The sequence below is a fragment of the Streptomyces sp. NPDC007905 genome, assembly GCF_042959345.1.
Taxonomy (GTDB): domain Bacteria; phylum Actinomycetota; class Actinomycetes; order Streptomycetales; family Streptomycetaceae; genus Streptomyces.
The window spans coordinates 104,435-118,323 of the sequence record NZ_JBIBKS010000014.1; the positions used below are offsets into that span (position 1 = coordinate 104,435).

The window sequence follows — 13,889 nt, forward strand, 5'->3', positions numbered from 1 at the left end:
CCGCGTGCCTGCTCGGCCCTGCCGCGCGGTCAAGAGGGCTGCTGGTGGTTCTGGTCGTCGTCCTGGGGCGCGGCCACGGGGGCGGTGGTGGCCCGCGGGATCAACTGGGTCGGCAGGACGACGTGCCGGGCATGGTCCGCCTCGGAGTCGTCGATGAGCTTCAGGGCCAGTTCACCCGCTGCCCGGCCCATCTCCGACGGCGACTGGGCCACCGTGGACAGATCGAACCACTCGGCCACCTGGTGGTCGTCGAAGCCGATGACGGACATCCGCTCGGGTACCTGTATCCGGGCCTGGCGCAGGGTGTGGATGACGGCGGCGGCCAACTCGTCCTGCTCGGCGAAGAGAGCGGTGGGCGGCTCCCGCAGGCTCAGCAGGTGTCCGACCCCCGCGACGAGGCCGCGCCGGTCGTCGGCCGCCATCGTCACCACCAGATCGTCGTCCATGGGAATGTCCGCCTCGGCGAGCGCCTGCCGGTAGCCGAGCAGCCGTTCGCGCGAGCTGAAGGTGAACCCGCTGGCGCCCGTGGTCGGTGCGAACGCGATCCGGCGGTGGCCCAGGTTGAGCAGATGCCGGGTGGCCTTCAAGGCTCCGGCCACGTCGTCGACGTACACGCTCGGCCGGCCCTCGGCGTGCTGGCTGACGTAGATGACCGGCATCCCGAGGTCGTCCAGCCGCGCGGTCTCTTCGTCGGTGAGGTCGAATCCGAAGACGAGCAGCGCGTCGGCGTTCCGGCGGGCCGGGAGACGCTCGAAGAACGACGTGCGCTCGGCCAGGTCGGGGATGACGTAGACGTTCAACTCCATGCCGGCCGCGCGCAGCACCGGGCCCAGGCTGGACAGCGCCGATCCCATGAACCACGAGTTGAGCGTCGGTACGAGCACCGCGACGACCCCCGTCCTACCCGTGACGAGGCTCGCGGCCTGGCGCGAGACCGCGAAGTTCAGCTCACGGGCGGCCTGTTCGACCCGGGCGCGGACCTCGGGCGAGACGGTCGGCAGCCCGCGCAGGGTGCGGGAGACGGTGGAGGGAGAGACGCCGGCCCGTTCGGCGACGTCGGCCATCGTGGGATGCCGTTGGGCGGGTGACATGAGCGGAAGTTAGCACAGGCGATGCCTCATTTCCCACCCTGCCGTGACAGCGCTGTCACGCCGCCGCACGTGCGGGAAATAGGTCCCTTTTGTCCCTTAATAAGCTGCGCAGTCCTTCTAAATCTGTTCGAGCTACCGACGAGTTACGGATTGACTTCCCCCAGGTGCACTCCTAGCGTGCAAGCGTTGTCTCGCTGGGGTTGAAGTCGCCGCCACGAACCCATTGTTCAAGGCTTTGAACTGCATTTTCGTCCCGTGAAGTGCCATGACAACACAGTCTCAACAGCGACAAGCCGCGTCTTCGGTTCCGCACGACCAGGAGAGAGACAGTGAAGATCAGGACCACCAGAGCCCTCCAGTGCTCGGCGACGCTCGTCGCCGCCGGGCTCCTCCTCACCGCCTGCGGCTCGTCCGGGGGCAGCGGCTCCGGAGAGCGGGCCGGGAGCACGTCGTTCAAGGGCCGTGGCCCCATCACCTACGTGGCCGGAAAGGACACGTCCGGCGTCGTGCAGAAGGTCATCGACCGCTGGAACACGCTGCACCCGAAGGAGAAGGTCACCTTCGTGCAGCTGCCGACGGACGCGGACTCGCAGCGGCAGCAGATGATCCAGAACGCGGAGACGAAGTCCGACGCCTACACGGTGCTCTCCCTCGACGTCGTGTGGACCTCGGAGTTCGCCGCCCACCAGTGGATCGACCGCCTGCCCGAGAAGCAGTTCCCGCTGCGGAACATGCTCAAGCCCGTGGTCGAGACGGCGAAGTACCGGGGCGCCCTGTACGCGGCCCCCGCCAGTTCGGACGGCGGACTGCTCTACTACCGCACCGACTTGCTCAAGAAGGCCGGCATCGCGCAGCCCCCCACCACCTGGTCGCAGATGACGGCGGACTGCGCCAAGGCGAAGAAGCTCCCCGAGGCCAAGGGCATGTCGTGCTACGCCGGTCAGTTCCAGAAGTACGAGGGGCTGACCGTCAACTTCGCCGAGGCCGTCGGCTCCGCGGGCGGTGTCGTCACCGACGCGAACGGCAAGCCGGACGTCGACACTCCCGAAGCCAGGAAGGGCCTGGACTTCCTCGCCGGTTCCGTCAAGAACGGGACGATTCCCAGGGAGGCCATCACTTACCAGGAGGAGGACAGTCGTCAGGCGTTCCAGTCCGGCAAGCTGATGTTCCTGCGCAACTGGCCGTATGTGTACGCGCTCGCCGAAAAGAGCAAGCTGGCGGGGAAGTTCGCGGTCGCACCGCTGCCCGGACTGAACGGACCCGGCTCCTCCAGCCTGGGCGGGCACAACCTCGCCCTGTCGTCCTACGCCAGGAACAAGGCCACGGCCGTGGACTTCATGAAGTTCTTCAGCAGTGAGGACAGCGCGAGCACGTTCCTGCGGGACGCCTCCCTCGCCCCGCCGTACGCGCACCTGTACGACGAGGCGTCGCTGGTCAAGCAGTATCCGTACCTGCCCGTCCTCAAGCGGTCCATCCTGCGCGCCGTGCCGCGTCCGCGCGTCGTGCAGTACGGCGACGTGACCTCGGCGATCCAGCAGGAGGCGTACGCCGCGCTCACCGGCAGCAAGAGCAGCGCGCAGGCGCTGAAGGACCTGCAGAGCGCCCTGCAGAAGTCCACGGCGCAGTGAGGAGCGGGTCATGACCGACACGACGATCCCGCCCGGCACCACCGTCCACGAACGCGACAACGCTTCCGGGCGGCGATCCGCACCGGTGAGTCCGCGCCGCCGGGCCCGGGCGACCGCCGGCTCGGGTCGGATGGCGGCGCTGCTGGTCTCCCCGACGCTGCTGGTGCTGGCGATCGTGGTGCTCTACCCGACGCTCATGGCGCTGAACGAATCGCTGTACGGGCCGAAGGGGTTGGACCCCAAGTCCGGCTTCATCCGCACCACCGAGCCGTTCGTCGGACTGCGCAACTACGCCGACGTGTTCGGCGCCGCCGGGGATCGGTTCTGGAACGCCTTCTGGAACACCACGTTCTTCACGGTCGTCACCGTGGGACTGGAGACGGTGATCGGTGTGGCGATGGCACTGATCATGCACAAGGCGTTCCGGGGCCGCGCCCTGGTGAGAGCCGGCATCCTCGTGCCCTGGGCGGTGCCCACGGCCATCTCCGGCCTGCTGTGGCGGTGGATCTTCAACAGCGACGGCATCGCCAACGCCATCATCGGCCACCAGATCCTGTGGACCACCGAAGGCTTCCACGCCAAGGTCGCGGTCATCGTCGCCGAGGTGTGGAAGACCGCCCCCTTCATCGGGCTGCTGGTCCTGGCCGGCCTGCAGGTGATCTCCAAGGAGGTGTACGAGGCGGCCCGCATCGACGGAGCAGGCGCCCTGGGCCAGTTCTGGCACGTGACCCTCCCCCTGGTGAAGCCCGCGCTGCTGGTGGCGGTGCTGTTCCGGTGCCTGGACGCGCTGCGGATGTTCGACCTGCCCTACATACTCGTCGGGGCGCAGAAGAACTCGGTGGAGACCCTGTCCATGCTGGCGCAGAACGAGGCCTCCAACGTCCGATTCGGACCGGCCTCCGCCTACGCGGTGATCCTCTTCCTCTATGTCCTCCTCATCGCGCTCGCCTTCGTCCGGCTGCTCGGCGCGGACCTCGTCGGCGACCGCGACGCCGCAAAGGCGAGCAGGAGCGGGCGCCGGAGCATCCTGGCGTTCCGCCGCACGGAGGTGACGGCATGACCCTCACGGCGAAATGGCGCAACCGGCTGCTGTACGTGGGCGTCGCCGCGGTGGTGGCCTACTGTCTGGCCCCGTTCTACTGGATGCTGGTGTCCAGCCTGCGGCGCACCTCCGACATCTTCGACACCTCGCTGCTTCCCAGCCCGGTGTCGTTCGAGAACTACCGGGCCGTGTTCGACCCGTCCCAGGGGTTCACGCGCGCGTTGCTCAACAGCCTGATCGTGGCGGGCGTCACCAGCGCGCTGGCGCTTCTGCTGGCCACGTTCACCGCCTATGCGATGGCCCGGCTGCAGTTCCGGTTCAAGCGGCTGATCCTCACGCTGATCATCGCCACCTCGATGTTCCCGGTGGTTTCGATCGTGGTTCCGCTGCTGAAGCTGTTCACGGACATCGGCTGGATCAACACCTACCAGGCCATGATCGTGCCGAGCATGTCGTTCGCGCTGCCGCTGGCGGTGTGGAACCTGACCACGTTCTTCCGGCAGATGCCGGACGAGTTGGAGCACGCGGCCATGATCGACGGCTGCACCCGTGGCCAGGCGTTCCGCAGGATCATCATTCCCCTCGCCGCACCGGGCATCTTCACCACCGCGATCATCACCTTCATCGCGGCCTGGAACGAGTTCCTCATCGCCCTGTCGATGACCAACAAGTCCGCCATGCAGACGGCACCGGTCGCCATCTCCAAGTTCTCCGGCGCCACCCAGTTCGAGACCCCGTTCGGCAGCCAGATGGCGGCGGGCGTCCTGGTCACCGTTCCCCTGGTGGCCATGGTGCTGCTCTTCCAGCGCCGTATCGTCGCCGGACTCACCGCCGGCGCGGCCAAGTAGGCACTGCACGTCCCGGACCCCCCGTACCGTCCCAGACCCCCTAAGGACTCACTCCACACCATGTCCCGCACCGCACCGTGGTGGCGCAGCGCCGTCATCTACCAGGTCTACATCCGCAGTTTCGCCGACGCGAACGGTGACGGCGTCGGCGACATCGCCGGTATCCGTTCCCGCCTGCCGTACCTCAAGTCGCTCGGTATCGACGCCATCTGGATCAACCCGTGGTACAAGTCACCGATGGCGGACCACGGTTACGACGTGGCGGACTACCGCGCGATCGACCCGCTGTTCGGCACCGTGGCCGAGGCCGAGCAACTCATCGAGGAAGCGCACCGGCACGGCATCCGCGTCATCCCCGACATCGTGCCCAACCACACCTCCGACCAGCACGCCTGGTTCCAGGCGGCCCTGGCGGCCGGACCCGGCAGCCCGGAACGCGAGCGGTACGTCTTCCGGCCCGGCCGCGGACCCGAGGGCGCCGAACCGCCCAACGACTGGGTCTCCTGCTTCGGCGGCCCGGCCTGGACCCGGCTGCCCGACGGGGAGTGGTACCTGCACCTGTTCGCACCCCAGCAGCCCGACCTCAACTGGGAACACCCCCACGTACGCGCGGAGTTCGAGTCGATCCTGCGCTTTTGGTTCAGCCGGGGCGTCGACGGGTTCCGTATCGACGTCGCCCACGGACTCATCAAGCACCCCGAACTTCCCGACCTGCCGCCCCACCAGGAACCGGCGGTGCTCGGCCCCCTCCTCTCCCGGGAGACCGCCGACGAGCGGCCCCGGCAGCACGTCGACCACCCCCACTGGGACCGCGACGAGGTCCACGACATCTACCGCGCCTGGCGCAGGGTGGCCGACGAGTTCCCCGGCGACCGGTCGTTCGTCGCCGAGGCGTGGGCCGACACCCCCGAGCGGCTCGCCGCGTACGTCCGCCGGGACGGCCTGCACACCGCGTTCAACTTCGACTTCCTCATGTCCAGTTGGAGTGCGAAGGACCTGCGCGCGGTCATCGATGACTCGCTTGCGATGCTCGGCGCGGTGGGCGCGCCGGCCACCTGGGTGCTGTCCAACCACGACGTCGTGCGCCACCCGAGCCGCTACGGACGCAGGGCGGTCAGGCGGTGGACCGCGAACGAGCCGTACCGTCCCGAAGGCCCCCTGGACCTGGAACTGGGCACCCTGCGTGCCCGCGCGGCCGCCCTGCTCATGCTCGCCCTGCCCGGCGGGGCGTACATCTACCAGGGTGAGGAGTTGGGCCTGCCGGAGGTCGAGGACCTGCCCGAGGACGTCCTTCAGGACCCCGTCTGGGAGCGGTCCGGACACACCGACCGAGGCCGCGACGGCTGCCGCGTGCCCATCCCGTGGTCCGGGAAGGCCGCACCGTACGGCTTCAGCCCCGAGGACGCCGCCGACACGCCCTGGCTGCCGCAGCCCGCCGTGTGGGGTGAACTGAGCGTCCAGGCGCAGACCGGCGACGAGACGTCGATGCTGGAGCTCTACCGCCGCGCCCTGCGCCTGCGCCGTGAGCACCCCGCGCTCGGCGACGGCACCCTCACCTGGCGGGAGGCCCCCGAGGGAGTCCTGGCCTTCGACCGCGCCCCCGGCTTCGTCTGCCTGGTCAACCTCTCGGCCGAGGCGTACCGGCTGCCCGCCCACACCTCGGTCCTGCTGTCGAGCGGACCGGTCTCCGATGGCCTGCTCCCGCCCGACCACGCGGTGTGGCTCGCGGTATAAGCGACTGCGCCCGGGGCGACCGCCCGCGCGGTCGCGCCTCCGGCAGCGGAATGCCGGAGTGCGCCCGCGCGGGCCATGTCCTCGGGAGCGCCGATACGGCGTACGGCGTATCGGCGGCGCCGTTGGTAGCGGGCAGTCGCCCGGCACCACGCTCGTCTGCCGCGCCCGACCGGCTACCGAAGTCGTCCTCCACCACGAGCCGTGAGCCCCGTCGCCCGCGGTGGCCACGACGTTGCCCTGGTCACCGGGTCCACCTCGGGGATCGGGGAAGCCGTCGTGCGGAGGCTGTGACCGCCCCGCCGGCCGCGCGACGGTACCGTCGCCCGTGGCAGGTGAGCCGACGGGCAGGCGGCCACCTCTAGGGTGTGCACAGCGAGCGTCCGCCGATCAGTCCGGAGGTGCCATGTTCCCGCAGATGAGGGTGACAGCGATCACCCTCGACTGCGCCGATCCGCTGGCTCTGGTGGCGTTCTACGAGCAGGCCACCGGCCTCGCGCGCCACCCGAAGTCGGACGCCGCGTTCGCCGGCCTCAGGGGGGAGGACGGACTCTTCATCGGCTTTCAACGGGTCGGCGACTACCGGGCTCCGCGCTGGCCCGACCAGACCGTTCCCCAGCAGTTCCACTTCGACTTCACGGTCGAGGACCTGGACGAGGCCGAGACCCGGCTGCTGGGGCTGGGCGCGGGCAAGCCGGATCACCAGCCGGGTGAGGACAGGTGGCGGGTCCTCACCGATCCGGCCGGGCATCCCTTCTGCCTCGTCAGAGGGTGATCCCGCTACTGCCGACCGACTTCACTCGGCCATGACACGGCCGTATCCGCAGCAGTGGCCGAGGACCCGGGCCTGCCGGTTCAGGGCCGCCGGCCAACCGAGGTTCACCGGATGGGTGAACGTCTTCGTGGCGCCGCCGCTGTCCCCGTACGCGATCTGACTGCCAAGGTCCTTCACGCGGGCACAGCATGGGGATTCGTGGCCGGCGTGGGCAGCAGCGGTCACACGCGATCAGCCGAGCCCGAGCCGGCCGCCGATCTCACCGGCGACCTCGGGGTGGGCGAGGTACTCCGCGATATTGTGGGCCCGGTCGCGGGCGTTGACGACGGCGACGTCGGTCACCGTGCCCGCCCACTCGTCGGCCAGCGGGCATCCGATGGCCACCGCGTCGGACGGGGACCACGCGTTGAGCCAGTCCGCCACCACGTCGGGGCGCTTCGGCCCGCTGATGAGCAGCCTCTTGTACACGCTGTCCAGTCCCAGCGGGCTGCCCGCCGTGGTGAGGTGGATCGTACGCAGCGCGGGAGACAGCCGTGTGGTGAGGTCCATGCCGACCACCGTGCCGAGGCTGTGGCTGACGAGTATCACCTCCCCCTCCTCCGGGAGCGTCTCCAGCACACAGTCCAGGACCGCGTCCCGGACGCGCCGGTCGTCGAGATACGCGGCCACGTCATGGAGGACCAGGGCAATGGTCCACGCGTCGAGGTCACTCCTCGCGGCCAGCCAGCCCAGCTGCCGGTGAAGGCCTCCGACGACGTCGCCCAGGCCGATCCGCTCGACGTCCGGCTGCCTCTCCTCGGGGATGTTCCACCGGACGGCGGCCTCGCCGATCATCTCCTCGTACACCGCTCGGGCCGAGGGCGAGGCGGGGGCAACCGCCTCGGCCGGGGAGAGACTCATGGCCTCGGTGACCCGTGGAACGGCCTCGTGTGCGGAGAGCACCTGCACCAGCCGATCGCCGTAGTAGGGGAACCAGGCGTCGGCCGGGTCGATCGGCGGGAGCCCGGCGCGGACGAGCCCCTGGTTGAGACCGGCCGTCCAGTCGCGGCGCAGGTCCTCCGGGTCCTTGCGCTCCTGGGAGCGCCCGTGCAGGAAGACGAGATGGCGCTCGCCGCCGAACGCGCCGTCCCGGGCGCGCAGCCCCGTGTGCGCGCGGGCAGTCGCGGCGGCCGGTCCGGGTACGGAGACCGCAGGCGCCGTAGCGGGCACCGCTGCCGGCACCGCGGACTCCGCCAGGCCCAGGCCGGATTCGGTGCCCATGTCCGCCAGCGGACCCGACCGGGTGCCGGACGGCAGTTCTGCGAGGTGCCGCAGGATGGAGCTGACGCGCACGCCCTCGTTGGACACCCAGTCGACCGCGTCGTCGCCGTCGCCCGGCTGCCACACCTGGCCGTCCGTGCGCAGGACGCGCCCCTGGTCGTCGGTCTTCGGCACCCCGCTGTGGTGGAGCGCGACGACCTCCCACTGATCGTTGAAGACCGGGGAACCGGAATTGCCGGGCTCGGTGTCCGTCTTGTACTGGAGGAAGTCGTCGAGCCGCACCTGGAGCATGTTGTCGCGGACGGCGATCTCTTTCAGGCGCCCCATCGGGTGACCGATCACGTTGACGGGCTCGCCGATGACCAACTTGCCCGGCTGGACGCTGAGCCGGTTCCAGCCGAACGTCTCACCCGGCGGTCGCCCGTCCGGGCCGGGGGCGACCAGTACCAGGGCGAAGTCCAGGCGCTGGTCGGCCACGAAGAACGCGTCCGGGTCCAGTTCCAGCCGGGTCGCCGGCTGAGGGGTGTTGTCGACGGTGACCTGGGCGTCGAACTCGACGAAGCACTGCCGGGCCGCCTCCACGTCCGCGAGCACGTGGTGGTTGGTCATCAGCAGGCTCGGCGACACCAGGAAGCCCGTGCCGAGCGGCAGCTCACGGCCGTTCTCCCGCACCGATATCCGGGCGACGGTGCGCGCCACCCGGGCACCACGCGGCAGGAAGCTCCACGCCTGCAGGTCCTTGGACACCCCGAGGATGCGTTCGTAGGCGTCGGGCGCGGCCAGCGGTTCCGCGCGCACGGCCTCCACGGCCAGGGCGGCCGGCACCGCGTGCCGGTCCAGCAGGCGCATGGCGCGCGCGGCGAGCGCCTGCCGGGAGTCCGGGAAGGGGACGCCGGCATCCTGCTGCCGCTCCACGTCCCGGCGCTCGTCGCTGGTCGCGCGGTACCGCTCGGCAGCCGCGGCGAGTTGGCGTGCGCGCTCCTGCCGAAGCCTTTCCGTGACCGCCATCTCAGGTGTCCCTTCCTGCGGCGTTGTGCCACGGCACGAAGGCGTTGTTCAGCCCGGACAGGGCCGTACGCAGCTCGGGGTGGTGGCGCAGCAGGACGGTGACCATGCTGTTGTCGTCGATCCAGGCCATGCCGGCCTTGGAGTAGACCTCGGGCGTGTAGTACGTGGTGAAGAAGCGGTCACTGTTCAGCCGGCGCGAGGCCATCAGGATGAAGATGCGGAACGCCGTGTCACTGAAGGCGAATCCGGCCGGGAGCTTTTCCGCGTACAGCCCGACCATCAGGTCGACCTTCTCGATGTCGCCGTCGTAGAGCCGCTCGATCTGCTCGGCCCACGCCGGATCGTGTGCCAGCTCCGTGAAGCTCTCCGCGGGCTTGAGCCGCAGCAGCCGTCGGAACGCGTTGTAGCGGGGCACCCCCAGCTCCCGGGAGCGCAGGATGTCGGTGGCCGCGAGGTCCTGCAGATGCCCGTCCGGCCGCTCGAACTCCTGGAGGAAACCGGGGAAGTTGTGCAGGGTGACCAGCCCGGGATGGAGCGTGCCGAAGCTGTAGAGCAGGTCGGCCATCTCCGTGGTCTCCAGGAACTTCAGCGCTCCCGGGCCGGAGATGTCGCGCAGGGTGCAGTGACGCAGGGTCGTGTCGTCGGCGACGGAGCGCAGATGCCAGTCGTCACGGATGAGCGGGTGCATGCGGTAGACCGCCACGAATTCCTCGGTGAGGGAGTACGGGATGCCGTAGTGGTCGGTCTCGCCGCCGGGGATGCCGCTGAGGACCTCGCTGTCGCTGATCCGGCCGAACAGGTTGTGGACGCGTTCGCCGGCGATGCCCCACCAGTTGGCGCGCAGCGCCTTGACGGTGGTGGGATGGCTGATCACGGCCGGTGTCCACTCCACGGTGTGGATCTTGGCGAGGAGGGCGGCGTTGACGAGCCGGGCACGCTGGAACAGCTCCTCGTCGCTCCAGGACGGGTAGGCGCCGTGCAGGTGGTCGCAGATCGTGTTGTGCTCCCGGGTGAACAGGTCCTGCATCATGGCGAGGCCCAACCAGAAGCCGGGGACGCGCGTGGGGTCCTGCGAGGGATCCGCCGGGACAGGGGCCTGCTCGTCGTCCCACAGGTGCAGCTTGCCCAGTTCTCCGGTGCGCAGCTGGTGCTGCTCGGCCTGGTTCTTCCCGTAGATCTGGGACGCGTCCCACCAGTGGGAGGAGACGTTGACACGGGTGTCGGGCGTACCGGGGGGCGCCTGCGGGTCACGGGTCGGGTCGTCCGGGGTCCGCAGGATCTTCATGGGGTGTTCCGGCCAGGGGTCGTCGTCCACCAGGGGAACCTCCCAGGGCCGGTCCGTGGGGCTCGTACCGTGGCTGAACCAGTCGCGGATCATGAACTGGAGCCAGGCGGAGACCAGGGAGTTGACGGATTCGGCCGGGATGAGTTCGTCGCGGGTGAGCAGGGCGCGGCTGACCTCGCGCGGACTGGGCGCGGACAGTACGTCCTCCGGTGCGGCCGGGGCGATGGACTCCAGCGGAATGTTCCGGCCGAAGCGGGTGCCCGCCATGCCCATCCGCGGGTCGCCGAGGTCGTTGTGGCTGCCGTCGGCGGTCCGGTTGACCCGGTGACTCGCGGACGGTGGTGCGGGTTCGGGCTGGTTGACGGCGGGCAGCCGGCCGGTGTCGTAGAGGTTCTTCTGACGGAGCCTGATCCGCAGTCCGAAGAGCGTCAGCAGGCCCGCGACGACGGGCAGTCTGTCCCAGCCGACGCGGCGGTCGATGTACTGGGCGGCACTGGTGATGATCCGCCAGGGGAGTGACGTGCGGTATCCGGCCGGGGAACGCCGTGCGGCGCGTCGGTGCGTGCTCATCGCGATACTCCTTGGGTGGCTCCTGATCGTTTCGCGCAGGGATGGCGCGGTCGTGCGGGGTTCAGGTGTGGGTCGCTTCGTCGAGGATCACGTCACTCGCCTTCTCGCTGATCATGTAGATGGGGGCGGCGACGAAGAAGCCGGGGATGCGGGGGAAGACCGAGGCGTCGACGATCCGCAGCCGGTCCACCCCGCGGACCCGGAAGGCGCTGTCGACCACCGCTGAGGGATCGTCGACGCGCCCCATCCGGCAGGTGCACGACGCATGGTGGCCCCAGGCCTCGTCCTGGACGAACCGGCGGACGGCGTCACGGTCGTCGACCTCCTCGCCGGGCCACAGCTCCCCGAGGATCACGGCGCCCGCCCTGCGGTTCATTCCGCGCACGAACTCCACTGCGTCGGCCATCGCTTCGAGGTCCAGGCCCTCCTTGTCCGTGCCTTCGGTGAAGTAGTGGAAGTTGACCAGGGGTGTGTCGCGCGGGTCGGTGGAGCGCAGCCGGACCCGGCCCCCCGTGTTGTGGGTACGGCTCTTGAGGATGGCCCAGGTGAAGCGGTCCTTGTGGTGGGTCAGGCCGAGGGAGTAGCCGGGACGGTATCCCCGGAAGTCGAAGGGGCCGCCGAAGATGAACAGGTCGGGGGCGTCCAGGTCCGGGCGCGACTTGCGGGTGATGCCGAGGACGGCGCCGTTCGTGGTGAAGAGGCCCTTGCCCTGCTGCCACGCCCGGTAGCAGCGGTCCGGTTCGGTCCCGGGCTTCGGGGCGTGGAAGTCGCAGTCCTTGAGCACGGGGAACGCGCGGTCCATCCGGCTGACCACGCCGACTTCGTACCGGTCCTGGAGATGGGCGCCCACCCCGTGCAGGCCGACACGCACGGGGATGCCGTGCCGCCGCAGTTCCTCAGGTGGTCCGATGCCGGAGAGCATCAGCAGCTGGGGTGTGTTGAACGCCCCGGCGGCCAGGATCACTTCGCGCGAGGCGAGAACCCGGTGCAGCACCGGTGGTCCGGAACCCGGCAGACTGTGGGGATCGGCCCGGTAGGCGTGTTCCTCGTCCAGGTAGTCGACGCCGGTCGCCGTGTTGTCCTCGTCCAGCACGATCCGAGCGGCCAGCGCGTGAGTACGGACCACCAGACGATCCGGATGAGCGCGCTGCACGGCCTCGACACGTTCGCGTACCGCGCTGCGGCGGCCGCCCGCCGTGGAGATGGGGATCTGCCACAGCCCTTGCAGCGCGTGGGTCTGCACCCGCCAGTCGTTGGGGTCGACCAAGGAGCCGAGCCCCTCGAGGGGGGCCAGCGGCCGGTCGAGGAAGTCGGCGAGCGTGTCCTCAGCGGCGGAGAGGATGACCTTCAGCAACTGTTCGTCCTGGACGGCCAGTCGGGGGTCGGCCAGCGCAGTCGGCAGCCAGCCGTCGAAGCCGTGCCGGGCGTCGTTGCGGTACCGGTCCGCCACGAGGGGCAGAACCCGGAGCAGCGCGGCCAGCAGCGCGTTGCCGGGCGGCTCCTTGGGCCGCGGCCGGTAGGTACAGCGCTCCAGCCGCTCGAAGTACCGGCGCATGGCCGTGCTGTGCCAGGTCGCGTCACCGGTCTCCTCCGCGATGGCATCCCAGTCGCGGTTGTACGGATAGACGGTGATCAGCGCATGGTGCGCGGTGCACCCGCCGACCGTGCCTGCGCGCGGGTAGAGGACGCCCCTGTCCGCTACGAGCTTGCTGTCGCGCCGTTGCTGCTGGTCGTCGGCGTAGTGCCGGATGAAGTAGTTCCAGCACTGGACGGGATCCTCGGAGGCGTCGGCGTGGAAGGCGGGCACCAGATAGTTGTCGTTCTCCTCGGCACCGCCGGCCTCGAGGAGCAGGGTGCGCATCCCCGCGGCGGCGAGGTTGGCCGCCAGCGGCCCACCACCCGGGCCGGCACCGACGACGACGTAGTCGAAGCCCGTCTCGGCGGGGGGAGTGGCCTGGGGCTCCGCGTTCACGTCCGCTTGTCCTTCGGCGAGTTGGCGAGCGAGGCACTGGCGCTGATGGCCAGGGCGGTATTGACGGCCGAGATGAGGGTGGTCATCACCGCGGTGTGCGGCGGGACTTGCCGGTGGATACCGAGCGAGGCCGCTGTCGCGGTGTCACTGCCGTGGATCAGGATGCCCTCGCACAGGTCCGCCCGCAGCCGTTCGCCGCTGTGGGTCAGCAGACCGAGGCCGAGGAGGACCGTGCGGATGCCGAAGAGGCGGAAGGCGTAGATGGCTGCCGGGCTGGGCGGATCGCGGTCGGGGTCGAACCGCCGGATGAGCAACTCCGGTGCCAACAGACCGGCGGCTCCGTTGACGAGTCTGATTCCGGCCAGGACATTGACCGAGACCGGGCGGGTGGAAACGGGAACCGTGGCCATGATGTCTCCTGAGGGTGTGGTGATTCTCGCGGTGAGGGGACCGTCCGCCGAATCCCACGGCAAGGGAGAGGAACACCCTGGACGCACTCTTAATGTCCACGCTATGGGACCGACTGCGCCCCTGCATCTCGGGGACGGTGCGGCTCCCAACGGGCTGATGGCGTTACGTTTTCAACCAAATCCCTGTCGAGGCTCTCAGGGTTTCTCCATGAGTCTCCCGCCCGACGGCCCGGCCGACCTCTCACGGCTCGGCAGGCCGCTCGACGCTC

The 13,889-nt window shown here is 69.6% G+C and carries 11 protein-coding genes; 5 read left to right on the plus strand and 6 right to left on the minus strand.

Going from position 1 to position 13,889, the window contains the following annotated elements; translation table 11 throughout:
- Positions 1-29: 29 nt before the first annotated feature.
- Positions 30-1,091, minus strand: a complete 1,062-nt coding sequence (locus ACFZDC_RS24625; RefSeq protein WP_391327110.1) for a substrate-binding domain-containing protein — start codon at positions 1,089-1,091, stop codon at positions 30-32.
- A gap of 329 nt (positions 1,092-1,420) precedes the next feature.
- On the opposite strand from ACFZDC_RS24625, the gene ACFZDC_RS24630 reads away from it, so the two are divergent.
- From ACFZDC_RS24630 to ACFZDC_RS24650, 5 genes are all read left to right on the plus strand, one after another.
- Complete coding sequence (locus ACFZDC_RS24630) at positions 1,421-2,719, plus strand: extracellular solute-binding protein (protein WP_391327112.1); 1,299 nt, start codon at positions 1,421-1,423, stop codon at positions 2,717-2,719.
- Between the two features lie 10 nt (positions 2,720-2,729).
- Positions 2,730-3,779: an ABC transporter permease subunit gene (locus ACFZDC_RS24635; RefSeq protein ID WP_391327114.1), complete on the plus strand. Its 1,050-nt coding sequence runs from the start codon at positions 2,730-2,732 to the stop codon at positions 3,777-3,779.
- Complete coding sequence (locus ACFZDC_RS24640; RefSeq protein ID WP_391327116.1) at positions 3,776-4,609, plus strand: ABC transporter permease subunit; 834 nt, start codon at positions 3,776-3,778, stop codon at positions 4,607-4,609. The genes ACFZDC_RS24635 and ACFZDC_RS24640 overlap by 4 nt, the downstream gene beginning before the upstream one ends.
- A gap of 60 nt (positions 4,610-4,669) precedes the next feature.
- Positions 4,670-6,343, plus strand: a complete 1,674-nt coding sequence (locus tag ACFZDC_RS24645; protein WP_391327118.1) for an alpha-amylase family glycosyl hydrolase — start codon at positions 4,670-4,672, stop codon at positions 6,341-6,343.
- 403 nt (positions 6,344-6,746) lie between these two features.
- Positions 6,747-7,115, plus strand: coding sequence for a VOC family protein (locus ACFZDC_RS24650; protein ID WP_391327120.1), 369 nt, complete (start codon positions 6,747-6,749; stop codon positions 7,113-7,115).
- A 21-nt stretch (positions 7,116-7,136) separates the two neighbouring features.
- Here ACFZDC_RS24650 and ACFZDC_RS24655 read toward each other — a convergent pair whose 3' ends face one another.
- The 5 genes from ACFZDC_RS24655 to ACFZDC_RS24675 all read right to left on the minus strand — a co-directional run bounded on the left by ACFZDC_RS24655 (position 7,137) and on the right by ACFZDC_RS24675 (position 13,620).
- On the minus strand, positions 7,137-7,292 hold the full coding sequence (locus tag ACFZDC_RS24655; protein WP_391327122.1) for a hypothetical protein: 156 nt from the start codon (positions 7,290-7,292) through the stop codon (positions 7,137-7,139).
- 54 nt (positions 7,293-7,346) lie between these two features.
- Positions 7,347-9,383: a trypsin-like peptidase domain-containing protein gene (locus tag ACFZDC_RS24660; RefSeq protein WP_391327124.1), complete on the minus strand. Its 2,037-nt coding sequence runs from the start codon at positions 9,381-9,383 to the stop codon at positions 7,347-7,349.
- 1 nt (position 9,384) lies between these two features.
- The gene (locus ACFZDC_RS24665; RefSeq protein ID WP_391327126.1) at positions 9,385-11,238 is read right to left on the minus strand and encodes a peroxidase family protein; all 1,854 of its coding nucleotides are present in this window, start codon (positions 11,236-11,238) and stop codon (positions 9,385-9,387) included.
- 61 nt (positions 11,239-11,299) lie between these two features.
- On the minus strand, positions 11,300-13,210 hold the full coding sequence (locus ACFZDC_RS24670; protein WP_391327128.1) for a GMC oxidoreductase: 1,911 nt from the start codon (positions 13,208-13,210) through the stop codon (positions 11,300-11,302).
- Positions 13,207-13,620 (minus strand): hypothetical protein, encoded by a 414-nt coding sequence (locus tag ACFZDC_RS24675; RefSeq protein ID WP_391327129.1) that lies wholly within the window; start codon positions 13,618-13,620, stop codon positions 13,207-13,209. The genes ACFZDC_RS24670 and ACFZDC_RS24675 overlap by 4 nt, the downstream gene beginning before the upstream one ends.
- Positions 13,621-13,889 lie beyond the last annotated feature (269 nt).